We start from the raw sequence: 24,159 nt of genomic DNA, 5'->3' as shown, positions 1-24,159 counted from the left end.
AGCGCCCCCTCTCTTCCGGCTCTCCCGGGCCTGCCATCTTGCGAGGAGGTTCACTATGGTCTCGGGTCAGCCTCTCTCTCCTCCCCCCTGGGAGCCGGCCTCTTCCTGCCGGCTCCGCGTCTTCCTCTACGGCCCCTTGCTCGTCTACCAGCGCTCCTCTGACCTCTCCTGGCTCCCCCTCCCTAAGCACGCCTGGGGCAAAGGGCGCCCCGCCCGCTCCGTCTTCAAACGCCTCTTGCTCGCCCCTTCCCGCCGCCTTTCTCGCTGCACCCTCCAAGACGACCTCTGGCCTTCCCCCGATGATGCCCTCTCTCTCGACAAAACCCTCTATAACGCTATCAACCAGCTCCGCCGCGCCATCGGCAAAGAGCTGGTGCTCACCATCGAGTCCTCCTATGCCCTGGCCGACCAGTCCCTCATCTGGACCGATCATGACGCCGCTCAGGCCCTCCTGACCGCCGCCGAACATCGGGGCCGCACCACCGATGCGGCTCTCCCCCTCCTGGAGCAGGCCCTCCTTTACCTCACCCGCGGCGAGCTGGTGGAAGGGGAAAGCGGTCTCTGGGTCCACGGCGCTCGTCTCCACGGCGAGGCGATGCGCCGCCAGTGCCGCCGGTGGCTGGCTCAGATCTACGCGCGTCAGGGTCGCCTCTGGCTCGCTGGCGAGCAGTATCGGGCCCTGCTGCAGGTCGATCCCACTGATGAAGCGTCTCTGCGCGCCTGGATCAGCCTGCTGCTCCTGCACGGCCAGGAGCACGATGCCCGCCGCTGCTACCAGGAAGTGCACGCGCTCGCTGCCCAGCAAGGCGAGTCCGTCCCTCTCTGGGAACACCTCCGGCTGGCCAAGCCACCCGCCGATATGGTATGCTTGTCTCAGACAGAAGATGCAGTAGAGGAAGTTCGGCCCGACCTGCTCAGCCCTACCGCGTCCGTGCACCAGCCTGGCCGTCTCTGGCTCGCCGCCTCTCCTGAGCCGGCGCTGCCGCCCTTACCTCTGCCTGTGGGCAGCCCGCTGTGGTTCGTCTGGCAGCAACGCCGCATCGAAACCCTGCTCGCCTGCTTTCAAGCGCGTAGCCGGGATGGCCTGGACCCCAGGACCTGGGCGGAGCTGCGTCGCCGTCTGCATGAGGAGCTTGCCACCGTGCCACCACACGAGCATGATCGCGATTATACTCTCTCGCGCCGACAGATGCTGAGCGCGTTCGCCGTTTTGCCGCTGACTACCCTGACAGGCACGCGCCACGGCCTGCCACCCGCTGAAGAGCTGCTGCCTCTATGTGCGGCGGCCAACACCGCCTGCTGGCAATTAATCAACAGCCAAGGCCTCGGCATTGTTCAAGAGATTCTTCCCCGCTATCTGCCGTTGCTAGAACGCCTGTCCCAGCCCGGTGCCCCACAGTGCACCCGGGCTGCTCGTTTAGCTGCCGAAGCAAATCGTATTGCAGGCATTGCTACCAGCCATCATCAGGGAGATCTACGGGCTAAACAGTTCTTCTCACGGAAAGCGGTGCATCTGGCGGCCCTTAGCGGCCATGCTCCGGCTCAGGTAGCAGCCTTGCGCGATTTGAGCTTAGCTTTCTACTATGATGGCCTCCAGGTCCCTTCAATGCTGGCCCATCTAGAGCAAGCCTTACCGCTGCTACCCGCTTGCCCCTCAGCTATGCAAAGCAGTGTTCTCTGTCTCCAGGCAGCAGCCTGGGCCTATCTAGGCCGTGAAGAGACCGCGCTGCACTTGCTTGGAGAGGCCCATGAGCGATTTGAGTCGCGAGCCGAGAGTGAGATTCTCCCCGACTTCCGTTTTCGCGAGGATAACCTCATGCTATGGACAGGTCGGGTATATCTCTATCTCACCATGCGTTTTCCTGAAAAGGGCTATAGTCGGCAGGCGTGGGAAACTTATAGCCAGCTCAAGACCATGCCCGCGATGGTAATGACTCCTAGCCGCCTACGAGTGGAGATCCTCCTAGATGAGGCCAAAACAGCACTCAGCCAGCAGGAGCAAGAGATATTTACCTACTTGCTGATAGAGTGCCAGCAGAAGGCGACCGAGTTAGGGAGCCTTGGCTTGCAAAGAGAGGTCCTGGCCCTATATCGCCAGGTATCTGCAGAAGATCATCCCTGGCATAATGAACGCTCCCTGAAAGAACTGGCTGATTTGTTCGTCAACCGCTAAGGGAGAGCGTTCGCTCTCGACTATGGAGGCCCTGGCGCGCAGGGAGCTGCACACCTGGACCCAGCGTTCTGCGCCGGCGGATCAGCACCGGCGCTAGGACAACTGGGAAGCCTGTCGGCAGGTCCTGCCTGGGACCCTGCTGCAGGTCGATCCCACTGACGAAGCGTCTCTGCGCGCCTGGATCAGCCGGCTGCTCCCGCTCGGCCAGGAGCACGATGCCCGCCGCTGCTACCAGGAAGTGCACGCGCTCGCTGCCCAGCAAGGCGAGTCCGTCCCTCCCTGGGAACACCTCCGGCTGGCAAGCCCCCCACCGATATGGTATGCTTGTCTCAGACAGAAGATGCAGTAGAGGAAGCTCGGCCCGACCTGCTCAGCCCTGCCGGGTCCGCGCACCAGCCTGGCCATCTCTGGCTCGCCGCCTCTCCTGAGCCGGCGCTGCCGCCCTTACCTCTGCCTGTGGGCAGCCCGCTGTGGTTCGTCTGGCAGCAACGCCGCATCGAAACCCTGCTCGCCCGCTTTCAAGCGCGTAGCCGGAATGGCCTGGACCCCAGGACCTGGGCGGAGCTGCGTCGCCGTCTGCATGAGGAGCTTGCCACCGTGCCACCACACGAGCATGACCGCGATTATACTCTCTCGCGCCGACAGATGCTGCTGGCACTTGCCACTATCCCGCTCAGTAGCGTCGGCCCCATTCTTCGGGGGGAACAGACACAGCACCTTGAGCAGTTCCTCTCGTCGGCAACAGTAGGCATTACTGCTTGCCGGTCACTGATGCATGGACCTGACTGGCACCTTGCAGAGGCCCCTTTGCTACATCTTGTCCCTGCACTGGAAACCCTCGTCGCTCGCCAGTCTCCTTCCACTATAGCAGATATTGGCAGCCGCTTGCTCATCCAGGCCCATTGGATGCTTGCTTACCTGGCCTGGAATCACCTTGACAGCTCAGGACGCTTCCTACACCTGCGCGCAGCTCTTCAGATCAGTCGGAGGCTAGGCGATGCCAGTCTCCTTCTTGCTCTTCTGAGCTATCAGATGAATACCTTCACCCACGCCAGACAACCTGACCGAGCGCTGCTGCTCCTTCAAGAAGCCACCCGCGTCGAGAAGAATGCTTCTCCTCTCGCCAGAACCTTGCTGCTGAGCAGTGCAGCATTGGCATACGCCCAGCAAGGGAGGACACGCGAGACCCAAACGGCGCTGGAACATCTGCAGGAGCAGCAAGCTCAGACCAGCGAGGAGGACCCGCTCCTCACCGTGATAGAAGGACGCCCCTTTCTTCCCGAAGCCAAAGCTTATCTTGAGCTCGCGCAAGGGTTGCACGCACAGGGTCGCCCCGATCCCCGTCTGCTCGAACGCGCCTGGAACGTGCTGACCGCTCTCCCTTGGGAAACGCTCAGTTTACGGGTACAGGTGGAAACCTTAAACTGGCAGGCTCGCCTAGCTTTGACAGAAGAGGATCTAGAGCGCTGTGCTTTATGCTTGCTTCAGGCTGCTCAGCAGGCACGGGTACTACAGAGTGGTCGCCGTCTTCAGGAACTGCGAGCAACTTGGCAAGCAGCTAAGGAGCTATGGCCCTATGAGCGGCGATTGCTAGAACTGGCTGACGTGCTCCTCTAGCAGGCCACCCAGCCTCGATCGACGGAGAGCCGGCTCAGACTCACCGGCTCTCTTCCTGTCTGGAAAAAGTTCGAACTCCTTCTGAAAGGCCTCCTTTCCCCTCCTGGCTATCCTGTTCCAGGAGCTTGCAGTGAGCCTGTCTTGAGCCTGCAAGCAACTCAGCCCGAAAGGAGGCATACCACCTATGGCCACGGCACCCCAGCCTTTGAGAGGCGCGCGCGAACAGTCTTCCCGTTCCTGTCCGCGCTGTCGCCGGCGCCCAGGCCCGAACCACACCACCTATCACCTTATGCCGCCATCCCTGATCATCCCGCCGCATCCCCCCTCTTCACCTTGGTCCCAGCAGCTACGCCGCCTGCTCTTCTATCCAGAGCAAGCCCAGAAGGAGGCCCGCGCATGATCCGGCACTGGCTCAGCCACCTGCGAAACGCCATCTCCACCCCCATCGTCACAGCCGCCGGCGCCCTCACCCCGACCGGTCCCGGAGAAACCTACGTTCTGCCGCGCACCCACCAGGAACAAGACCGCCTCGACCTGCAACACTTCGCCCTGCGCCAGTTCCTCGGCAGCCACTTCCTGGCCCCCGTCCACGAGCCGCGTGCCATCCTCGACGTCGGCGCCGGTACCGGTATCTGGCTGCGCGAGGCCGCCCGTCGCTGGCCCCAGGCTCGCCTTGTTGCCCTCGACAAAGACCTCTCCCTCTTGCGCACGCCTCTGCCGCCCAACTGCCAGGCGATGCAAGCCGACCTGCTTAGCGGCCTCCCTTTTCCCGACGCCTCCTTCGACTACCTCCATCAGCGTCTGCTCGTTGCCGCCATCCCGCTCACCGCCTGGCCTGGCGTTCTCAGCGACCTCCTGCGCGTCACGGCCCCGGGCGGCTGGCTCGAATTCGTCGAGGCCACCGGTCAGGTCTTCCATGAGGGACCTCTCCAGGCCAGAGTACGCGCCTGGTTCGAAACTCTGGCCGCCCGCCGCGGTCTCCATCTGACCGCTCCCCTCCAGATCCCTGACTGGCTGCGCGCCCTTGGCCTCCATCCCACCGTGCGCACCTATGAGACCCCGCTCTTTGGCAAAGCCCAGGGCGCCCCCCTCTTCCGCCGCGACCTGCTCGCCTCCCTGCAGAGCGTCGCCCCCATCCTGGCCAGCGTCAACCAGGTCCCCCTGAGTCTGGTCGAGGAGACCCTGACCGCCCTGCCCACCGAATGGGAGCGCCACCGCACCTGCTGTGGCCTCCTGACTGTCTGGGGGTGCAAGCCATGAGCCGCCGCCATCGCCGCCGACAGTCGCCCAGGCGCCGCCGCTCCACCAATGCCCTGCTGGTCGGCCTCTCGCCCATGCTCATCCCCGGACCGCTGGAGTGGGCCCTTGCCGGGCGCACCATCGAAGATCTCCAATTCCTCACCGTCGTCCTACTCTCGCCACGGGCTCGGCAACTCTGGCAACGCTGGCAAGAGGAACGCGCCCCCCACTTTCCCGAATCCATTCCTTCAGACCTTTGCTCACGCGACCGGCACCTGCTCAAGCTCCTGGTCGAACTGCAACAAGGCATCGACCTGCTCCAGGTCCACTGCCAGCAAACCCTTGCTCACGACCCCGAGCAGCCCATCTATTTCCACACCAGCGAGATCCCCCGACTGCGCCGCCTGCTCAGCCTGACAGAGCGCATGCTGCAACAGGTGCGCAGCGTGAGACCCGAACTGGCCACCCTGCAGCTACGGCTTGGCCAGCGACTCATTCGCTACCTTGCCCGCAACCTGAGCGACCACCCCCGCCGAGAGCTTCTGAACTGAAGCGCCGACAAGAGGAAGCCGAGAGAGATGAGAGCAAAGCCCTTGAGATGGCTTAGTGCCGCACCGGCCATGTGGGAAGCGCTTCCCCAGCCGGCCCCACCGCCAGCGCCGAACAGGCACCAAGTCACCTCAACAAACAAACAACAAAGGAGCTACCTGCCCACAGGCCATCTGAACCACAGATCGCCGTGAGCAGATAGCTCCCCTTTCTGACCCTTCTTGCCTTGTAGCGAAAGCGAGCCACCTGATCACCACCAGCCAGAGCGCGCGCCTTCCTCCCCCCTATTCGGCCAGTAGCTCTTCTAGACAGCGCTCAATCGTCCTGGCCGAAGGATAGTAAGCCGTCTCCTCCGGCTCATTATAGGGGGCCGCCGGCGCAGGCAAGGCCGAGATCAGACGCGGCGTCGCATCCAGATCATAGAAACAATGCTCAACAATCCATGAATGTACATGGCGAGCAAAGCTTGTCAGATCCGGCTCCTCCGTCACGACCACCACCCGATTCGCCTCGCGCACCGCCGCCCGCAAGGCCTCCTCATCAAAGGGCATCAGCGTCCGCAGATCCACAATCTCGATCGCCCCACCATGCTGCTCAACCACCTGAGCAGCAGCGATACAGGCCTCCAGCACCATCGTCCCCCAGCTCACGATCGCCACCCGCGGCGCTCCCTCGCCCAGGCGCATGCGGCGAGCCTTGCCGATCGGCAGCGTATAATAGCCCTCGGGCACCTGCCAATACTGGGCAATCACCTCAATCGGGCGCCCGTGGCGATCCTTCGGCGGCTCCGAGCGGTAGAGGCGTCCGCGCTCCAGAAAGACCACCGGCGACTGCGAGCGCGCCGCCTCCAGCAGCAGCCCCTTGGCATCGAACGGCGTCGCCGGGCAGAGCGTGATCATCCCCGGCACATTCGTAAACCACTGCTCGCCCGCATTCGAATGCCCAAAGGCCCCGCCGCCAGCGGCACTATTCGAGATGGGGCCGCCGCCCCCACTGCCCGACTTCGTCCGAATCAGCAACGGTACCCGCCAGTCGCCAAAGTTCTGATACGAGATGCGCGCCGCCAGCCGAATCGTCTGCGCCGCCGACTGATGATAATCCACAAACTGAATCTCGGCACAGCGCGCGCGCCCATCGACCATTGCCGCGCCGGCAGCGATCCCGACAATCAACTGCTCATTGAGGGGGCTACTAATGGCTCTCCCAGGAAAATGCGTAACCAGCGAGGCAGTGGCGCCGAAAACGCCCCCCTTTGGACTGCCCACATCCTGACCATAGACGAAGAACCCGGGATCGCGCTGCGCCAGCTCGGCCAGCGCCTCATTAATCGCGCCCAACATCGTCGTCGGACGCTTCGCCCCACGCGGCGTATTCTCCTGCCACTGCGGGACATAGATCACATGCTGCAGAACGCGCTCAGGCGTCGGCTCTGGCTCCTGCAGCACACGCTCCTCAGCCTGCTGCAGCTCGGCCCGCACCTCACGGCGCAGGCGCTCAAGATCCTCCTCCTGCAGATAGCCGTGTTCAATCAGCCAGCGACCATAGTTTGTAATCGGGTCCTTGGTCGCCTTGGTAAACTCGATCTCCTCCTTCTTGCGATAGGAATAGATGTCTGTACTGCTGGAGTGGGGATCAAGCAGGCCAAGTTTCAGATGCATCAAGGCGGGACCCTGCCCCGAGCGCACATACGCAGCCAGGCGAGAGGTAGCCTCAAAGACCGGGATGGCATTGGTCCCATCGACCTCCTCGGCATAGATCCCAGCGGCGCGCGCCCACTCAACCAGGGAACCGGCCCACTGAATCGAAGATTCGGTCGTGATGGCCCACCCGTTATCTTCGATCACCATCAGCACCGGCAGGCGATGGACAGAGGCCTGACGGAACAGCACATTGAAATCGTTGGTCGCCACGCCGCCATCGCCGGTCGTGAAGACCACAATCTCTTTGCTCCCGCTCCGCTTGAGCGAGAAGGCCACCCCGCCGGCAAAAGGCGCCAGGGCCGCCACCTCACTGAAGGTCGGCAGAATCCGATGGCGTCGGCTACTGTAGTGCGAAGGCATATTGCGACCGGCACACATCGGCCCCGTCGTGCGCGAATACGCCTCACGCAGCGGGCCATAGATGTCACCCGTTCGCTGTAGCCACGCCGCCAGATCACGATAGTAGAGGGAGAGCCAATCCTGTGGATCAACGGCAGCTACTACCGCGGCCATACTCTCATGCCCGCCGCAGCCAATGTAAAAGGGGAATTTGCCTTGCGTCTTGCGCACCTTGAGCAGCTCGTTGATGCTGCGCGCCATCAGCATGGTGCGATAAAGCGCGACGGGATCATCAGGCCGCGCACCCGTTCTGGATTCCGCTGCCTGCACTTCCAGAGTCATTGCTACTGCCTCCAATCGTCTACGCTGACATCTCAACCCGGCTCCATCGTCCAGGGTTTTTTTCACTGGCATTATAGAATCGCCTTCCGCGAAAAGCAACCACTGGAGCCACAAGCCTCACAAGAAGATCAGGTTCTGCAGGCAGAACGGGCAAGAGGTCAACCCCTCGCCAGAGCGATAGGCAGCGGCGCGAGCGCGCTCGGGAAGCCGAAGCGACGGCGTACGCATCCCCCTTCTCTGGTCGCGCTATTGCTAGCCCGCGGCCCAAGGGCGTATAATGAGCAGTGCATCTGGCGATGCACCGGCTTCCTTCTACAACCCTGCAAGAGCAGATCAAGGCGTGAATCGTATGAAAACGCACCCGGTGGTGTCGACGTGGAGCTAGCGACAACTCAGCCCTCACTTTCGACGACGCTGCTGCGCGACCTCTATCAGCGTATGTTGCTCACACGGCTGGTCGACGGCTACTGTTGGCAACTCCACCAGAGTGGGCGCATCGGCTTTGTGGCCAGTTGTCGTGGTCACGAAGCGGCCCAGGTTGGCAGCGCCGCCTGTATTCGTCCAGGCTTTGACTTCACTCTGCCCTACTACCGCGACCTGGGAGTGGTGCTGACCCTCGGCATGACTCCCTACGAGATCTTCCGCACCTATTTGCAGGGCTGGCCAGGCCACCTGGTCGACCAACGTCCGCATCGCCCTATCCAGCACTGGGGCTATCACAAGCATAATATGATTAGCGGCCCCGTCCCCGTAGCGACTCAGATCCTGCACGCTGCCGGCATCGCCTTCGCCTGCAAGCTGCGCAAAAGCTCCGCCGTCGCCATCGCCTACTGCGGTGATGGCGCCACTGCTGAGCCGGATTTTCTGGAAGGGCTGACCTTCGCCGCTCAGCAACGCCTGCCAGTCCTCTTTATCTGCGAACAGGATTGCTCGCTTGACGCCCAGGTCTTCCGCCTCTCCCCCGCTCGTCTCCCCACCGGCCTCACCTATCGCTGCGTCGACGGCAGCGATATCCGCGAGGTCTATGCCTTTACGAGCGAGGCGCTGGAGCTGGCTCGGGCCGGTCAGGGGCCAATCCTGCTGGAGATGCTGGTGACGCGCGGCTCTCCCGAGCAGGATGAGGCGGAGTGCGATCCGCTTGCTCATTGCCGACGGCTGCTTGAGAACGGGGGGACCTGGGACGAGGGCTGGCACGCTCAGCTGATAGCTCGTCTGCGCGCCGAGGTCGAGCAGGCGCTAGAGGATGCTCTGCGCGATAGCGATAGCAGTCAGACCGCGCTGGCTGATCCCGCGCCCCAGTGCTGCGAAGGAGGATGATACGCCTTGCCACGCCAGAATAGCCGTTCCAGTGCGCTCTTTGCTACCTTGCTCTATGGTGCTGACTATAACCCGGAACAGTGGCCCGCCTCAGTCTGGCTTGAGGATATGCGCTTGATGAAGCTGGCGGGCCTTAATATGGTCTCGATCAATATTTTCTCCTGGGCTCTGCTCGAACCAGCCCTTGATCAGTACGATTTTTCGCTGCTCGACCGCGTGATGGATCTGCTGGCTGAGCATGGGATCGCCGCCGATCTGGGCACAGCCACCGCCGCTCCCCCTCCCTGGATGAGTCGCCAGTACCCTGATATTTTGCCGGTGACGCGCGAGGGCCTGCGCCTCTCCCACGGCTCACGCCAGCACTTCTGCCCCAATAGTAAAAACTACCGCCGCGAGGCCGCCGAGCTGGTGCGTCAGCTCGCCCTGCGCTACCGCAAGCATCCGGCCCTGCGTCTGTGGCACGTCAATAATGAATACGGCTGCCATGTCCCGGCCTGCTATTGCGACAATTGCGCCGTGGCTTTCCGGGCCTGGCTCCAGCAGCGCTACGGCTCGCTGGAAGCCCTGAATGAGGCCTGGGGGACTACCTTTTGGGGCCAGCGCTACGGCCATTGGGAGGAAATTCTCCCTCCTCGCCTGACGCCGGCTCAGCCTTCTCCCAGTCTCTGTCTGGACTACCAGCGCTTTATGTCCGATTCACTGCTGGAGTGCTTTTTGAATGAAGCCCGCATTCTGCGTGAAATAACGCCGCAGATACCGGTAACGACCAACCTGATGGCGGGCTTTAAGCCGCTGGACTATTTCGCCTGGGCGCCGCATCTGGACGTGATCGCCTTCGATAACTATCCGGCGCCCACGACGCCGCCCAGCGAGGTAGCTTTTGCCCATGATCTGATGCGCTCGCTCAGGAACGGTCAGCCGCACCTGGTGATGGAACAGGCCCCCGGCCCTGTCAACTGGCGCCCGCAGAATCCCCAGCGCCGGCCCGGCGAGCTACGCCTGCAGAGCCTTCAGGCCGTGGCGCGCGGGGCCGATGGCGTCCTCTATTTCCAGTGGCGGCAGTCGCGCGCCGGCGCCGAGAAGTTCCACAGCGCTATCGTCTCCCATGATGGCAGCGAACGGGCGCGCATCTTCCGCGAGGTCGAGGAGATTGGCGCTGAACTCAAGCAGCTCGCCCCCTTCGTCGCTGGCAGCCGTGTGCCGGCGCAAGCGGCCCTCCTGATGGACTGGGAAAACTGGTGGGCTGTGGAGTACCAGCCGGGTCCCAGCGATCGCCTGCGCTATTGGGATCTGCTTCTGAGCTATCATCAGCCGCTCTACGCCCTGAATATCCCCGTGGCTGTGGTTTCGCCGGGCAGCGACTGGCAGGGCTACCGCCTGCTGATCGCTCCCCTGCTCTATCTGCTGCGTCCGGGCCTGGCCCAGAAGCTGGAGACCTTTGTGGCCGGGGGCGGAATCTTGCTGACGACCTTCTTTAGCGGCATCGTCGATGCCAACGACCGCGTGATGACCGGTGGCTACCCGGCTGAGCTACGCCGGCTGCTGGGTCTGCGCGTGGCAGAGTTCGACCCCTGGACCGCGGAGATGAGCAATACGCTGGTTATCGAAGAGGGTCCACTGCAGGGCCGCTACGCCTGCCATCTGTGGGGCGAGGTCCTGGAGCTGGAAGGGGCCCAGGCTCTTGGTCGCTTCGCCAGCGATTACTATGCTGGCGGCCCCGCCCTGACCGTACACCACTTCGGCCAGGGCCGCGCTTACTACCTGGCCACCCAGCCGGAGCAGGCTTTTCTCCAGCGGCTGCTGGGCCAACTCTCCCAGGAAGCCGGCCTGACCCCCCTGCTGGAGACTCCCACCGGCGTGGAGGTCTCGCGCCGTATTACCCAAGATGAGCGCACCATCTACTTTCTCTTGAACCATAACCGGCACGAAGTCAGGCTGTCCCTCCCCAGCGGCCATTTTCGCCGGCTGCCCCAGGGCGAGAGCATCAGCGGCGAAGTGCCTCTGGCCCCGCGCAGCGTATTGGTACTGCTGGAAGAGAGCTAGCTAGCCAGTACGGCAGGTGCGCGCGGCACCGGCGTCGGGCGTCACGCTCGCCCGTCTCCCGGCTTTTCCTCCTCCCCAGCGCCCCGGCTTACCTCCAGCGTCAGCCCTTGGTCCTCGGCGGTACTGCTGCGCTGGGCCCGTAGCACAGCCTCGGCCCGGTTGAGCAGTGCATCCTCAATACGTTGGCGATGCTTGGGCAGCGTATTGGCTGGCAAAGCCTCGGGAGGGAAATAGCGACAGTCGCGGGCCTCTTCGGTGGGCGTGAGCGCCCCGCCGACGACCCGGCAGCGGAAAGTCAGCACCACCTCCTGTTTCTGCGGCTTGGAGTAGACTCCTACCAGGCGCTCGACGGCCACCTCAAGCCCCGTCTCCTCGTGCACCTCGCGCCTGACCGCCTCGTCGACGGTCTCACCGATCTCCATCCCTCCCCCGGGGAGATTCCACCAGTCAATATCGTTGCGATGGATAAGCAAGACACGGCCCGCCTCATCAAAGATGAGAGCAAAGACCCCCACCCGAAAGCGGGCCGAGCTGCCCGCCAGCGCCGCCGCATCGGATTGCTCTCTCTTCATGGCTTTTCCTTTCTCTTCTCTCGTAGGGACTCACAGCGGTCCCACGCCCCCGACCGTCTTCACCAGGGGCCACCAGCGCTGACTACCCCGGCTCAGTCGCTGAGACCATAGAGCCGCCAGGCATTATCGTGCAGGATAAGCTGAGCCATGTGACGCGCCTGCTCATAGTCCAACTCATCGGCATCAATCATCTCCTGCAGCACTTGAGCGAGGATCGAGCGACCACGTAAGGCCGCCGCCCAATGCATTTCAGGCAGATGGACCCCATCAGAGCTATAGACAAGCTTGCTGGCAGGCGCTACTCCCAGGGCCTGGCGCGTAAAGGCCAGCATCTCAAGCCGATCGACGAAGGGGATGCAATAGGACAGATCGAAATAGACATGAGGATAAATAGCCGCCAAATAGGAACCTAACTGCACATAAGGGTAGCTTTCATGGAGCAAGACAATGGCCATCCCACGATAATCAGCGCGCTCCATAATGTTGCGCAGATGCAGAGGATTGCCTAGCAGTAGATTTGTATCGCTATCGCCATAGCCCGTATGGAACTGTACCGGCAGACCTTGCTGCGAGGCATAGCGAAAGGCGATATGCAGCAGATAATCGAGCAAGGGCTTATGGTTGATACGTAAGGCGCCCTGGCGCAGCCCTTCGGCGCGCGCCTGAGCGAAGGCCGCTACTGCCTCATCTTTCGTCCATTCCAGAATATTCAGGCCCGTGCGATAGGCTACAATACTCTTAAATCCGCAGTAGCCGCGTTCGCGAATGGTGCTCACCTCTTGCTCATAGTGAGCCACCATCTCATCGAAGTCGCTATAGGCCATCACGAGGCGCTGCATCAGCGGCTCCAGGCGGAAGAGTCTGGCAGCGCGACAGTGACCTAGCTCGCCCATCCGCTCCGGAGAATAAATGTGGGGGCCTTCGGGGAAGCCAGTGTCGATGACCAGCGCTGCCAGGTTAGCCGCCTGCAAGAGGCGCGCCAGAATCGTATCGCATTCCAGAGCGTTGCGAGCCGCGATCAGCGCCTCCTCCGTCGCCGGGCAGCCATAGAAGGCCGTCGCCTGACGCACCAGCCAGAGGTAGTAGACCGACTCGGCGACATGACGCTGGGCAAAGCTGGGGTCAGTGGCTTCAGTGAAATAGCTGCGGAAGCGTACCAGATCCATATGTTGATCTAGCACGACCGGGTGACAGTGATTATCAACGAGCGGGATATCGCTGAGATCGAGCATGGGAACCCTCGCGCGCTATCGATGAACTGGGGTTGTCTCGCTCATGATAGCAGCCCCGTGGGTCAACAATCAAGCCCCGCCAGGCCCCTGCTTGCCTACGAGCGGCGCCCCCCCGCGGCCTGCCAGGCGCAGCCGCCTCGTCGGATTGCGCCACCAGCGGGGGCTGTGCCAGCCTACGCCGTCCCTGGTCGTCAGCCCGACGAGCATCGGTCCCGCTAGCCCCGCCTAGACTTCCTTGCCAACCATGACCTCGGTCGATTTAATGATAGCGACCACCTGATCGCCCGGCTGGAGCTGCAAAGCCTCCGCCGAGGTGCGCGTGATAGCGGCGACCAGCTCTTGCCCGTCCGGCAAGGTGACTGTCACCTCAGCCATCACATCGCCCAACTTGACCGCCTTCACCGTCGCCTGCAAACGATTGCGGGCACTAAACTGCAGAGTCATCGCGCTTCGTCCTCCTTTCGCTTCACTCGTCTGAGCGTGGCGCGCGCCTGAGTGCAGGCCCCTCGCTCAGAAAAAGCGCGAGCATGGCAGCGCCTCCCTGCGTGTGAGAAGCCCCACCATGCTCGCTAAGCATCGCCTTCTGCTCACACTAGCGACACGACGCCAGTGCGCCCGAGGTTTCAGAGGCCAATACAGACCGATTTCAGCTCAGTATAGTTCTCTAGCACCTCGTGGCCCATCTCGCGCCCCCAACCGGATTGCTTGTAACCACCGAAGGGTAACGCGGCATCAAAGACATTATAGCAGTTGATATAAACCGTGCCGGCGCGCAACTGCTGGGCCAGACGATGCGCCTTACTGATATCGCGCGTCCAGATACCCGCTGCCAGCCCGTAGATTGTATCGTTGGCTACCGGAGGAATCTCGTCCAGCTCCTTGATCGGCATCGCTGTAACCACTGGACCGAAGATCTCCTCCTGCACCACCTTCATATCCTGGCGCACATTGACCAAGACGGTTGGCTCGACAAAGTAGCCTCGCTCGCCATAGCGTTTGGCCCCACACAGTGGCCTGGCACCATCGGCAAGGCCGGCCTCGATGTAGCCGGAAACGCGCTGCAATTGCTCCTCCGAGACCAGCGGCCCCATCTGGGTCGCCGGATCAAAGCCCGGCCCAAGGCGGATCTTCTTGGCCTCTTCGGCCACCCCTTCGACGACGCGATCAAAGACCTCTTGCTCTACATAGAGCCGTGACCCGGCGCAGCAGCACTGGCCGTGGTTGAAAAAGATGGCGAAGGCAGCCCCCTTGATGGCGCTGTCCAGGTCGCTATCTTTAAGCACGATATTCGGCGATTTCCCGCCCAGCTCCAGGGTCACTTTCTTGAGATTACCGGCGGCGGCGTGGACGATGAGCTTGCCCACCTCAGTGGAGCCGGTGAAGGCAATCTTATCGACATCGGGATGAGCCGCCAGGGCAGCGCCAGCCGTTTCCCCAAAACCGGGCACGATATTGACGACGCCATCGGGGAAGCCAGCTTCTTGGATCAGCTCACCCAAGCGCAGCGCCGACAGCGGTGTCTGCTCCGCCGGCTTGAGAACAATGGTGCAGCCCGCTGCCAGGGCCGGCGCCAGCTTCCAGGCCGCCATCAGCAGGGGGAAATTCCAGGGGATAATTTGACCAACAACGCCAATTGGTTCGCGCAGGGTGTAGGCGAAATAGTCGCCCGGCGTCGAAATCGGAATGGTATGGCCTTCGATCTTGGTCGCCCAGCCCGCCATGTAGCGGAACATGTCGACCGTCAGAGGGACGTCGCCGATGCGCGCGACGCGCAGCGGTTTGCCATTGTCAAGCGATTCAAGCTGGGCAAATTCCTCGCTGTGCTGCTCGATCAGGTCGGCCAGCTTCCAGATCAGGCGCCCGCGCTCCGAGGGCTTCATCTTGCGCCAGGGGCCGCTCTCAAAGCTGCGCCGCGCCGCCTGCACCGCCCGATCGATGTCTTCCTTGTCTCCCTCAGCCACCTGGGTTAAGACCTCGCCAGTAGCCGGATTGTAGACAGGGAAGGTCTTGCCCGAAGCTGCCTCCTCCCATTTTCCCCCAATGAAGAGCTTCTTCGGCCCGCTACTGATAAAAGCCTGGACTTCCGGTAAGACAGCAACATTGCTTTCGGCCAGCGTCATGATGATCGTTCTCCTTCTTCGTCGTTGCTGCTGGTTGACCGCGCCGTCCGTAACGCCTTACACTCGGCCTGTCCTTTAGGGCCGCCCCAAAAAAACGCCACACAAAAGAAGAGTCCCAATGCGATGAGCGTTAACCACGCTGAAACTCGCTCTGCTGGTGAAGACTGCCGTGACGACGAAGCGCGAAGTGGGCGGCAGTAACTTGCTCATCGATTGAGTACTCAATAATTGAGTATAAGCAAAATGTGGAGAAAGTCAAGGGTGGCCGACAACACACATTCAGGAGAGCAAGCACAAGGGCTGGCAAGCGCTCACGTGCGAGCGCCCGCCAGCTAATTAATCCAGCGGGAGTGCTGCCAGTGTCGCGACCATGAGGGCCTTGATCGTATGCATGCGATTTTCGGATTGCTCGAAGACGATGGAGGCTGGCGATTCGAAGACCGCGTCGGTGACCTCCAGAGCCTCTAGCCCATAGCGTGCCGCAATGGAGCGGCCAAGGCCCGTCTCGGTGTTGTGGAGCGCTGGCAGACAATGCATAAAGAGAACACGCGGGTTCTGGCTGAGGGCCAGGAGCTGGGGCGTGACCTGATAGGGCGCCAGGAGCTGGATGCGCTCGCCCCACAGCGCTGGGTCCTCACCCATCGAGACCCAGACATCAGTATAGATCACGTCGCAGCCACGCACGGCCTCCGCCACATCCTCGGTCAGGGTGAGACGGGCGCCACTGCTCGCCGCCAGCGCCTGCACCTCCTGCAGACGTTCCTGGCTGGGCCAGAGCTGACGCGGACCCGCTAGCCGCACATCCATTCCCATCAAGGCCCCACCCACGAGCAGCGTATCGGCCATGTTATAGCTCACATTCCCTACAAAGCAGAAGCTCACCGCCTCTAGAGGCTTCGCTACATGCTCCTGCATAGTGAGCAGATCGGCCAGCACCTGCGTCGGATGGGAACGAGCAGTCATGGCATTCCATACAGGCACACCGGCGAAGCGCGCCAGCTCCTCCACCGTCTCCTGAGCCTGGCCGCGGTAAGCAATGCCATCGTAGAGCCGACCTAGCACCCGCGCTGTATCCTTGATGCTTTCTTTCTGCCCCACATGCGAACCACTGGGGCCAATATAGGTGACGTGGGCCCCCTGGTCAAAGGCCGCCACTTCAAAGCTCGTGCGCGTACGCGTCGAGTCCTGTTCGAACAGCAGGACAATATTCTTGCCGCGCAAATACTGCTCTTCTTTTCCGGCATACTTGGCCGCCTTCAGGCGGCTGGCCAGCGCCAACAGGGCGCGAATCTCCTCAGCGCTGAGGTCCTCCAATTTTAGCAAGTGCCGCTTGCTCAAATTGCAGGCCACGATTGAGCTACTCCTCCTCAAATAACCTAGCAGCGATCTACTGTCTTCAGCCCAGTCCCCCGTTAGCAAGAGCGCCCCGCCCAGCCAGCACGACCGGGGCTGTGCTCATAGGCTACCACGTTCCTGCCCCCGGCGCAAGCCATCAGCAGAGCTATTCGCTGCGAGCCGCGCCGCTGGTACCTGCCCAGCCGGAAGGGAGAACCGATCACCTCTCCAGCCTCTCAGTCGTGGAATAGAATCAGCAGGAGAGAGGACACCTCTCCAGGCCGGAGCGTGCTGCCTGCGCAGCGCAGCCGAAACTGTAGCACCTCTCTTCTACAATGAGGCTCCGTCTCACTCAGGGGAGGATGCGGATCATGCTCGTCGCCTATGGACCGGAAGGGCAGCTTGTGGTAGCCGATGAACGGGCCTTGAGCCAGCTTCAGGAATGGTCGCAGCAGCGCCAGCTTTTCTGTCCTAACTGCCGCGCCGTGCTCCACTTGCGCGGCGGTCCGGCGCGCCGTACTCAGCTCCATTTCGCCCATCGCAAAGGGGAATGTCCCTGGAGCACCGAAGAGGAATCGGAGCGCCACATGCGTGGCAAAGCTGTACTGGCTGCCTGGCTGCGCCAGCAATTTCCCACCGCCAGGGTCACCCTGGAGGAACGGCTCCCCGAGCCCAATCGCATCGCCGACGTCTTTGTGAGCCATACGGATGGCCGGCGGCTGGCCGTCGAGTTCCAGTGTGCCCCACTCGAACTTGACGAGTGGCGGCGCCGCCACCAGGCTTATCAGGCGGCCGGAATCGCCGATCTCTGGATCATCGGCAGCAACCGCCGCGACAAGCAAGAAGCTTTTCAGGAGGCCATCCTTGAAAGCAGCGGCCTCCTGGTCTTTCTTGAGCCTTTGCTCACTCCTGCCCGCGCCTGGCTGCGCTGGCCACTCAGCGCCCAGGCCTTGCAGGCGTGGCAAGAGGAAGGAGCCGGCTCGGCGCAGGCGCTTCAGCTGAGCGCTGGCGGCTGGGTCGGACGCCTGGGCTACGGGATAACCTTGAGCACTACTCTTGCTGAGTTGCAGCTCAGCGAGCAGGGTAACGTCTATCATCCACGGCGCGCTGAATATGAGCGCCGCCTGCGCCTTCGCCACTTGATGACGTTTGCCAACTGCGTCGATGAGGACCTTCTTGCTGCTTATCTCTATAATACAGTTAGTGCCGACATGATAGAGCGCGTGCTGCGTCCCCTGCTGCGGGCTTATCGCAGTGATCCCGAGCTGCTGCGCCGCTATAACTACGGACGGGGGACTCCCGAGCAGCCGGTACGAGAAGCGGACCGCCAGCGCGTCGCCCGCGCCTGTGCCTGGTTGAGACACCTCGCCAGGCAGGGCTTCCCACCGGCCCGCCTGCGCGAGATCGCGCAGGAGATCCCGTTTGTCGGTCCCTATGCCGCCTTTGTTCGCTATATCGAAATGTTGGTGACGCTCGCCCAAAGTCACCGTTGAAACCGCCGGCCTCGTTGAGGCGTGTTGACAGAGAAGAGAAGAAAGACAGCAACCAGAAGAGGCACTGCTGACCGAGGTGAGCATGCTCCCACTATCACGGCCTGATCCTGGTTGGCTCGATCCTATCTGACAGGCAGGAAGGAAAGAAGGAGGGCAGGATGAATAACTTTTTTCGAGGTGTTCTGGTCGGTATTGGCATCGGCCTGCTGATTGCTCCCATGCGGGGCGAGGAAATGCGTCGGTTGCTTGGCGAGCGGTTGCAGCAGTTGCGCGACTCTCTCCCAGACAACGAGCAACTGAATGAATACGTGCAGCAGGTTTCCAGCCGCGTTTCACAGACAGCCAGCAACGTCAAGGAATACGCGCGCCAGGCTGCCACGCGTGTGCGTGACACTGCCGAGGAGCTGGGCGGCCTGGCCCAGAAATCGGCGCAGGATGTCAGCGAGACCGCGCGTTCCCTCAAGCCATCCAACCCAAGTTAGCCCAACCGCAGCGGACCACCTCACCCAAGGCGGTCCGGCCCCTCAACTCATGCAGTCGCGCCTGCCTCTCGAAGGAGGCAGGCCGCTCTTTTCTGATCCCGCGCCCCAGCAGGCAGAGACAGAGACACTTGCCCATCGCCCTCACCCCCTACGCTTCAGGCCTCTGCCGCCGCCGGGGTACGCTTATGATAAGGAATCCGCTCAATCTTGAGGTTCATCGCTGCCAGGCGAGGCACAATATTGCCATAGCCGCGCTCCAAGAAATGAATGCCGGTGATGACGGAGGTGCCGCGAGCGATGGCCGCCGCGATCACATAGGCCAGGCCGGCCCGTAGATCAGGGATCACGATCTCCTCGTCTACCGCCGTAAAGGGAGTCGGCCCAATAATAATGGCGCTATGCTCATAATTCATATCGCGATAGCGACAGGGCACGCTCCCCAAACAGTGCGTCGTCAGTTGGGTTCGCGCCCCCAGGCGATTGAGCGCCTTGAGATAGCCAAAGCGCTTCTCATAGACTGTCTCATGAATAATCGAAATGCCATCGGCCTGCGTCAGCAGCACAGCAAAGGGCTGCTGCCAGTCCGTTGAGAAGCCCGGGTAGACATCGGTTTCGATGATCGCCGGACTTAGCTTGCGCCGGCGGAAAAAGCGGATGCTATTGGCATCGACAAATTCAAAACCGCCACCCACCTGCTGATAATACGAGAGAAAATTACCGAGGCTATCGGGCCGAATACCGTGCACCGTTACATCGCCATCGGAGGCACAGGCCAGCGACGCCCAGGAAGCCGCCTCAATGCGATCGCCCAGGACCGTCATGCGGGTTCCCGTCAGACGCTTGACCCCCTCGACGCGAATATCACGGCCCGGCGACGTGAAGATAATTGCCCCCATCGAACGCAGCATCGTAATCAGCTCAAAGATCTCCGGCTCGATAGCCGCGTTCGAAATCAGGGTACGCCCCTCAGCCAGCACGCTCAGGAAGAGACAGGTTTCAGTCGCCCCCACACTGGGATATGGCAGATGGATATGCGTCCCGCGCAAGGGCTGCACTCGCTGCGCTGTATAGCCCTCGGGCGTCTCTTGCACTACTCCCCCGAAGCGCTGAATGGCATCAAGGTGAAAATCTACCTTGCGCGCCCCAATCTGGCAGCCGCCCACTACGGGCACTGAGACCCGCTCGAAGCGGTGTAACAAGGCTCCCAGCAGCAAAATGGGCGCCCGGTTACTACCAGACTGAGCTAAAGGGACCGTTGAAGAATTGACCGTCGTTGGGTCGATCAGCAGCGTTGTCTCATCGAGCTGCTCCACCCGTGCCCCGATGCCCATCAACATCTCCGCCGTAATCTGGACATCTCCAATGGGCGGGACGTTGGTGAGGACCGTCGGCGTCTCTCCAAGCAGAGCCGCTACCATCGCCTTGGTGGCAAAATTTTTGGCCCCCAGACAGGTAATCTCTCCTACCACGGGATAGCCGCCCTCAATGCGATAGGCATAGGTCGTCTGCTGCGATGTTCCTGAAGTATTGGGCATAGACATCATCATCGTAGTAGTAGTAGTAGTAGTAGTAGTAGTAGACACTCCCGACAAGAGCTGATGGTGATCAGCTCTGCCTTCCTTCGCGACTTCGACTTCTTTCCTGACCAGGCATCAACAGCGAAGAGTTTCCAGAGATAGCTTAGCAGAGGCAGAAAAATGCGACAGCCTGCCCATTATTGTATCACCTTGGCGCAGGCCATCGCCTTCTTTAGATGCCAGGAATCCTGGCGATGGCGCTCCTTCCGCAACCAGCCCCAGCGGGGAGGCCGTTACCCCGGCCTCCCTCTCCGATTGCATCAGTCCCTTTGGCTTTTGAGCGGCATAGACCTTTAGTACTTGTAGAAATGCTGGCTGGCCACCTCCTCTGGCGTCTTTTCGCGGAAGAACTCCGCTTCAGCTCGTTTGACAGCCAGGTAGGAGCGGCCCAGCAGTGGCCCCAGAGCTTCCATCAATACCGCATCGCGCTCTAATTCGTCCAGAGCCTCATCAAGGGTCGTCGGCAGCCGCCGAATACCGCGGCGCTCGCGCTCCTCGTCGCTGAGGTTGCCCGGGTCAACTTCAACCGGCTCGCCGGGATCAATCTGCCGCTGGATTCCATCCAGCCCCGCTGCGATCAAGGCCCCCAGGGCGAGATAGGGGTTGCCACTGTGATCTGAGGGCTTCAGTTCCAGATTCAGCGATTCCGCCTCACGGCCCCAGAAGGGCGATGGCACCCGAATCGCCCCCTCGCGATTATCGTAGCCCCAGGCCGTGTAGGCCGAACTCCAGAAGTGCGGCAGCAAGCGGCTATAGGAGTTGGGACTACCGCAGGTGAGCGCGACCAGCGCCGGCAGATGCCGCAGGACCCCACCGATGAAATATTTGCCGATTTGACTTAAGCCAGCCCGCTGCTGCGGATCATAGAAGAGATTCTTACCCGCCTGGGGACTGCCTTCGGCCCCCCACAGGCTGAAATGAATGTGGGCCCCACTGCCGGCCTGATCCAAAAATGGCTTGGGAGCAAAGGTCGCATAGAGGCCGTAGTGACGCGCAGTGCCGCGCACAACCTCTCGCACCAAACAGACATGATCGGCAGCCGTCAAGGCATCGGCGTGTCGAATCGACAGCTCCTGCTGAGCCGGCCCTAGCTCCGTGTGGAATAGCTCCACCGAGAGACCAACGGCCTCCAGAGCCGAGAGAATAGCATCAATGACCTCACCCTGCTCATCCAGCCCAATACTGCTATAGCAGAGGCTCTGGTCCGCCGGCACGAAGCGCCCCCCAACCTCGCGCGCCAGATAAAACTCATGCTCTATGGCTGCTTCGGCCCGCATGCCCTGCTCAGCCAGGCGCGCCACCATACGCTTCAGAAATGTCCGTGGACAGGCCTCCCAGGGCTGCCCATCCAGACGTACCATGTCGCACATCATGCTGGCGCTCGCCGGTACATAGGGCAAGACAACAAACGTTTGTGGATCGGGGATCAGGCGAAACTCACCCACTGGTCCCATCCCCTCAACCGTGGCCAGCGTCTCAACCGCCGTGAAGGCCTGCATCGCGAGCGTCTGCCCGATCCCTTCACGCATGCGCGTTGCCAGTTTATCAACGTGCGTCGCTTTACCGCGAATGATCCCGCCATTATCACAGTAGAGGAAACGCACCAGACGCACATTGGCCGCCCGAGCCTGACGCACAACATCATTGATATCCATTGGGACCCTCCTTGCAGGTTCTGAACACAGCCCACCGCTGACCGGAACGCACCAGGTGCCTGCCAGATGCCAGGTCCAATCTCACGTTCCGCCAGCGTGTGCCTGCGCTGCTGCTGCTAGTATACAGCAGATGCGCCGCCAGTGTCGGCCTCTCCCCTTCGCGAGGCCCAGACCCTGACTTAGCGCAGTTTGGCCATACACTCGCGAGCAAAGAGGCGCACCGCTTCAAGTTGGGCCGCATCGGGCAGATAGACGATAACCTCTTGAGCTCCAACCTCCTCATAGGCAGCCAGACGCTGGCGGATCGTCTCGGGACTGCCCACTAGCTCATGCTCCCGCAGCTGCTCCGGCGGAACATTGCGTCCCATATACGATTGCTGGGCTTTGCGTATGGCCTCCTCATCGCTCTCAGCAATGGCACAGTTAAAGAGCACCGTCCGTCGGATGCTTTCATAATCGCGCCCGATAGCCTCACAGTGCTGTCTGAGAACCGCAAACTTATGAGCGATGCCCGCAGGATCGAGATGCCCAACATTGCAGGCATCAGCATAGTGCGCTACCAGCTTTAAGGTGACCTGCTCTCCTCCGCCGCCGATTAAGAGCGGAATGTGCGGCTGCTGTACCCCCTTCGGCTGGTTAATGGCCCCATGTACCTGATAATAGCGCCCCTCAAAATATGCCTCTTCCTCGGTCCACATCTTCAAAATGATCTGCACAGCTTCACGCAGCATACGCAGGCGCTCCGCCGTCTCTGGGAAGCCATAGCCATAGGCACGCCACTCATGTTCATACCAGCCCGCCCCAATTCCAAAATCCAGCCGCCCGTGGCTGAGCACGTCCACTGTGCTCGCCATCTTCGCCAAAAGCGCCGGATTGCGATAGGCACTACAGGTCACCATCTGCCCAATGCGAACGCGCTGGGTATCGCGCGCCAGAGCCGCCGTAGCCGTCCAGCACTCAAAGGTCACTTCCTGCAGCGGCTGCGGCACCGTATGAAAATGATCGAACAGCCAGATCGAATCAAACCCCAGAGCTTCAGCCTCGCGGGCCACGCGCGTCATCGTCTCATAGGCCTCAACCGGGTCGGCAATGCCTACCAGATCAAGACGCCAGCCCTGGGGGACCAGGAGGCCAAATTTTAACGCCATCGCTGCTCTCTCCTCAGCTTCGCTTGATTCGTTTGTTCATCCAACCATCTGCCCAGGCCAGCCCTGCCCCTCTTGCCACAAGGACGCCGGCTTGCGCAGCCGGGTCTCTCTGGCTGGCCTGCTTTGCTCTCTTCGTGCCCATTATATACCACTTCCCAGCCCCACAGGCCTGGCCCATTCTTCCCCTCTGAGCGAAGAATCAGAGCCTGCCTCTTGACAGAACCAGCCATCTTGTCTATATTAGACAAACGTCTAGACTAAACAGTACAGTCACAGTTATTGGACAGTACAGTCTGCTTGCTTCCGGGGAGTCGATGTCATCATGGCTGAGCGTGATCCTGGCGACGCCAGAGCCAGAGGCAAAGAGCGCCTGATTCAGGCGACGGAGAGCTTGCTGCGCAGCCGTCCGTTTGAGGAAGTGACCGTTGAGGAGATCACCAGGGAGGCCAAGCTGTCACGTCCGGCTTTCTACTACCACTTCGCCGGCGGCAAGGAGCAGCTGCGGGCGACGCTGGTAGAGCGTGGTCTCTTACGGGAGCGACCGGCCCAGGATACGCGGGAGCAGATTCTTGCGGCGGCGCTGCGAGCCTTTGCGCGCTCAGGCATTTCAGCCACCACGCTGGATGAGATTGCTGCTGAGGCCGGGGTATCGCGCGGTACTCTCTGCTGGCACTTCCACAGCAAGGAGGAGCTGCTTGCAGCCCTGATCAGGCACTATAGTCCTCATGGGACACTGCAGTCCGCTATTTCCGAGGCCGTGCGCCTGGCCGAGGAGGGCCAGATCGATGATCGCACGGCGGTCTACCGCATTGTGGCGGCTTTCCACGATACGCTAATGGCTACCCCCCAGGGCGATTTGCTGCGTCTGGCCATGTTGCTGATCCATAGTCATCCCGACGCAGCTCAGATTCTGGCAAGAGTGCTGACGGAGAATCGCAAGATCCTGATCAACTATGTGCGCACGCGGCAGGAGCAGGGTCGCTTTCGCCGCACCTTTGCGCCGGAGCTGATTGTGCAGATCCTGGCCTCGATTTTTGTCATGCGCGCTGTCGCCCGGGGTCTGCTCAGCTTGCTCTCCGTGACGCAGTTCTCTCGCGAGGAGTTGATCGAGCAGGTGGTCGATCTGCTCTTTTACGGCATGCTACCCTGCGATCAGTCCGAGCGAGTCTCTTAGCTGAAAGGGAATCCTGCTCAGCCGAGACTGGTTCCCGCTTTGCCTGAGTGAG

Annotated in this window: 20 protein-coding genes; 10 read left to right on the top strand and 10 right to left on the bottom strand. The window is 61.5% G+C overall.

Annotated features, from left to right (window positions below):
* Positions 1–55 precede the first annotated feature (55 nt).
* Positions 56–2,173, top strand: coding sequence for an AfsR/SARP family transcriptional regulator (locus tag AC6H1L_RS20470; protein ID WP_497599303.1), 2,118 nt, complete (start codon positions 56–58; stop codon positions 2,171–2,173).
* On the opposite strand, the gene AC6H1L_RS20465 is transcribed toward AC6H1L_RS20470, so the two are convergent.
* A complete protein-coding gene (locus AC6H1L_RS20465; protein ID WP_497599302.1) occupies positions 2,163–2,435 on the bottom strand; it encodes a hypothetical protein in 273 nt (90 codons plus the stop codon). The genes AC6H1L_RS20470 and AC6H1L_RS20465 overlap by 11 nt on opposite strands.
* A 62-nt stretch (positions 2,436–2,497) precedes the next feature.
* Here AC6H1L_RS20465 and AC6H1L_RS20460 point away from each other — a divergent pair, with 62 nt between their 5' ends.
* The 4 genes from AC6H1L_RS20460 (at position 2,498) to AC6H1L_RS20445 (ending at position 5,580) form a co-directional block, all read left to right on the top strand.
* Positions 2,498–3,790 carry a hypothetical protein gene (locus tag AC6H1L_RS20460; protein ID WP_497599301.1) on the top strand — a complete coding sequence of 431 codons (1,293 nt, stop codon included), beginning with the start codon at positions 2,498–2,500 and terminating at the stop codon, positions 3,788–3,790.
* Between the two features lie 184 nt (positions 3,791–3,974).
* A complete protein-coding gene (locus AC6H1L_RS20455; RefSeq protein WP_497599300.1) occupies positions 3,975–4,190 on the top strand; it encodes a hypothetical protein in 216 nt (71 codons plus the stop codon).
* A complete protein-coding gene (locus tag AC6H1L_RS20450; RefSeq protein WP_497599299.1) occupies positions 4,187–5,050 on the top strand; it encodes a class I SAM-dependent methyltransferase in 864 nt (287 codons plus the stop codon). Before AC6H1L_RS20455 ends, AC6H1L_RS20450 begins: the two co-directional genes overlap by 4 nt.
* Complete coding sequence (locus AC6H1L_RS20445; protein ID WP_497599298.1) at positions 5,047–5,580, top strand: hypothetical protein; 534 nt, start codon at positions 5,047–5,049, stop codon at positions 5,578–5,580. Before AC6H1L_RS20450 ends, AC6H1L_RS20445 begins: the two co-directional genes overlap by 4 nt.
* A 282-nt stretch (positions 5,581–5,862) precedes the next feature.
* Here AC6H1L_RS20445 and AC6H1L_RS20440 read toward each other — a convergent pair whose 3' ends face one another.
* Positions 5,863–7,959: an alpha-ketoacid dehydrogenase subunit alpha/beta gene (locus tag AC6H1L_RS20440; protein WP_497599297.1), complete on the bottom strand. Its 2,097-nt coding sequence runs from the start codon at positions 7,957–7,959 to the stop codon at positions 5,863–5,865.
* 375 nt (positions 7,960–8,334) lie between these two features.
* On the opposite strand from AC6H1L_RS20440, the gene AC6H1L_RS20435 reads away from it, so the two are divergent.
* Together AC6H1L_RS20435 and AC6H1L_RS20430 are read left to right on the top strand one after the other, a co-directional pair.
* Entirely contained in the window at positions 8,335–9,276 is a 942-nt protein-coding gene (locus AC6H1L_RS20435) for a thiamine pyrophosphate-dependent dehydrogenase E1 component subunit alpha (protein WP_497599296.1), read from the top strand.
* Between the two features lie 6 nt (positions 9,277–9,282).
* The gene (locus AC6H1L_RS20430; protein WP_497599295.1) at positions 9,283–11,319 is read left to right on the top strand and encodes a beta-galactosidase; all 2,037 of its coding nucleotides are present in this window, start codon (positions 9,283–9,285) and stop codon (positions 11,317–11,319) included.
* A 41-nt stretch (positions 11,320–11,360) separates the two neighbouring features.
* Here the strand turns inward: AC6H1L_RS20430 and AC6H1L_RS20425 are convergent, their stop codons facing one another.
* The 5 genes from AC6H1L_RS20425 to argF form a co-directional block, all read right to left on the bottom strand.
* Positions 11,361–11,891 carry an NUDIX domain-containing protein gene (locus AC6H1L_RS20425; protein ID WP_497599294.1) on the bottom strand — a complete coding sequence of 177 codons (531 nt, stop codon included), beginning with the start codon at positions 11,889–11,891 and terminating at the stop codon, positions 11,361–11,363.
* 92 nt (positions 11,892–11,983) lie between these two features.
* A complete protein-coding gene (locus AC6H1L_RS20420; protein ID WP_497599293.1) occupies positions 11,984–13,123 on the bottom strand; it encodes an amidohydrolase family protein in 1,140 nt (379 codons plus the stop codon).
* 225 nt (positions 13,124–13,348) lie between these two features.
* Positions 13,349–13,567, bottom strand: coding sequence for a TOBE domain-containing protein (locus AC6H1L_RS20415; RefSeq protein WP_497599292.1), 219 nt, complete (start codon positions 13,565–13,567; stop codon positions 13,349–13,351).
* 179 nt (positions 13,568–13,746) lie between these two features.
* On the bottom strand, positions 13,747–15,243 hold the full coding sequence (locus AC6H1L_RS20410) for an aldehyde dehydrogenase family protein (RefSeq protein WP_497599291.1): 1,497 nt from the start codon (positions 15,241–15,243) through the stop codon (positions 13,747–13,749).
* A gap of 336 nt (positions 15,244–15,579) precedes the next feature.
* Positions 15,580–16,593, bottom strand: coding sequence for an ornithine carbamoyltransferase (gene argF / locus AC6H1L_RS20405; protein ID WP_497599290.1), 1,014 nt, complete (start codon positions 16,591–16,593; stop codon positions 15,580–15,582).
* A gap of 356 nt (positions 16,594–16,949) precedes the next feature.
* Between argF and AC6H1L_RS20400 the strand changes: the two genes are divergently transcribed.
* Together AC6H1L_RS20400 and AC6H1L_RS20395 are read left to right on the top strand one after the other, a co-directional pair.
* Positions 16,950–18,071 carry a competence protein CoiA gene (locus AC6H1L_RS20400; RefSeq protein WP_497599289.1) on the top strand — a complete coding sequence of 374 codons (1,122 nt, stop codon included), beginning with the start codon at positions 16,950–16,952 and terminating at the stop codon, positions 18,069–18,071.
* Positions 18,072–18,229: 158 nt separating this feature from the next.
* A complete protein-coding gene (locus AC6H1L_RS20395) occupies positions 18,230–18,553 on the top strand; it encodes a YtxH domain-containing protein (protein WP_497599288.1) in 324 nt (107 codons plus the stop codon).
* A gap of 155 nt (positions 18,554–18,708) precedes the next feature.
* Here the strand turns inward: AC6H1L_RS20395 and murA are convergent, their stop codons facing one another.
* From murA to AC6H1L_RS20380, 3 genes are all read right to left on the bottom strand, one after another.
* The gene (gene murA, locus AC6H1L_RS20390) at positions 18,709–20,136 is read right to left on the bottom strand and encodes a UDP-N-acetylglucosamine 1-carboxyvinyltransferase (protein WP_497599287.1); all 1,428 of its coding nucleotides are present in this window, start codon (positions 20,134–20,136) and stop codon (positions 18,709–18,711) included.
* Between the two features lie 287 nt (positions 20,137–20,423).
* Positions 20,424–21,785: a glutamine synthetase family protein gene (locus AC6H1L_RS20385; RefSeq protein WP_497599286.1), complete on the bottom strand. Its 1,362-nt coding sequence runs from the start codon at positions 21,783–21,785 to the stop codon at positions 20,424–20,426.
* 179 nt (positions 21,786–21,964) lie between these two features.
* A complete protein-coding gene (locus tag AC6H1L_RS20380) occupies positions 21,965–22,933 on the bottom strand; it encodes an LLM class F420-dependent oxidoreductase (protein ID WP_497599285.1) in 969 nt (322 codons plus the stop codon).
* A gap of 322 nt (positions 22,934–23,255) precedes the next feature.
* Between AC6H1L_RS20380 and AC6H1L_RS20375 the strand changes: the two genes are divergently transcribed.
* Positions 23,256–24,107: a TetR/AcrR family transcriptional regulator gene (locus AC6H1L_RS20375; RefSeq protein WP_497599284.1), complete on the top strand. Its 852-nt coding sequence runs from the start codon at positions 23,256–23,258 to the stop codon at positions 24,105–24,107.
* Positions 24,108–24,159 lie beyond the last annotated feature (52 nt).

The organism is Thermogemmatispora argillosa (assembly GCF_059696725.1).
This window is presented reverse-complemented; position numbering and strand designations above follow the sequence as displayed.

Excerpts from the sequence above, each read along its gene's own strand:
- AC6H1L_RS20415 (WP_497599292.1), bottom strand. The coding sequence starts at position 13,567 with ATGACTCTGCAGTTTAGTGCCCGCAATCGTTTGCAGGCGACGGTGAAG.
- AC6H1L_RS20410 (WP_497599291.1), bottom strand. The coding sequence starts at position 15,243 with ATGACGCTGGCCGAAAGCAATGTTGCTGTCTTACCGGAAGTCCAGGCT.
- AC6H1L_RS20425 (WP_497599294.1), bottom strand. The coding sequence starts at position 11,891 with ATGAAGAGAGAGCAATCCGATGCGGCGGCGCTGGCGGGCAGCTCGGCC.
- AC6H1L_RS20420 (WP_497599293.1), bottom strand. The coding sequence starts at position 13,123 with ATGCTCGATCTCAGCGATATCCCGCTCGTTGATAATCACTGTCACCCG.
- AC6H1L_RS20400 (WP_497599289.1), top strand. The coding sequence starts at position 16,950 with ATGCTCGTCGCCTATGGACCGGAAGGGCAGCTTGTGGTAGCCGATGAA.
- AC6H1L_RS20375 (WP_497599284.1), top strand. The coding sequence starts at position 23,256 with ATGGCTGAGCGTGATCCTGGCGACGCCAGAGCCAGAGGCAAAGAGCGC.
- AC6H1L_RS20450 (WP_497599299.1), top strand. The coding sequence starts at position 4,187 with ATGATCCGGCACTGGCTCAGCCACCTGCGAAACGCCATCTCCACCCCC.
- AC6H1L_RS20385 (WP_497599286.1), bottom strand. The coding sequence starts at position 21,785 with ATGGATATCAATGATGTTGTGCGTCAGGCTCGGGCGGCCAATGTGCGT.
- AC6H1L_RS20395 (WP_497599288.1), top strand. The coding sequence starts at position 18,230 with ATGAATAACTTTTTTCGAGGTGTTCTGGTCGGTATTGGCATCGGCCTG.
- AC6H1L_RS20470 (WP_497599303.1), top strand. The coding sequence starts at position 56 with ATGGTCTCGGGTCAGCCTCTCTCTCCTCCCCCCTGGGAGCCGGCCTCT.
- AC6H1L_RS20440 (WP_497599297.1), bottom strand. The coding sequence starts at position 7,959 with ATGACTCTGGAAGTGCAGGCAGCGGAATCCAGAACGGGTGCGCGGCCT.
- AC6H1L_RS20455 (WP_497599300.1), top strand. The coding sequence starts at position 3,975 with ATGGCCACGGCACCCCAGCCTTTGAGAGGCGCGCGCGAACAGTCTTCC.
- AC6H1L_RS20380 (WP_497599285.1), bottom strand. The coding sequence starts at position 22,933 with ATGGCGTTAAAATTTGGCCTCCTGGTCCCCCAGGGCTGGCGTCTTGAT.
- AC6H1L_RS20445 (WP_497599298.1), top strand. The coding sequence starts at position 5,047 with ATGAGCCGCCGCCATCGCCGCCGACAGTCGCCCAGGCGCCGCCGCTCC.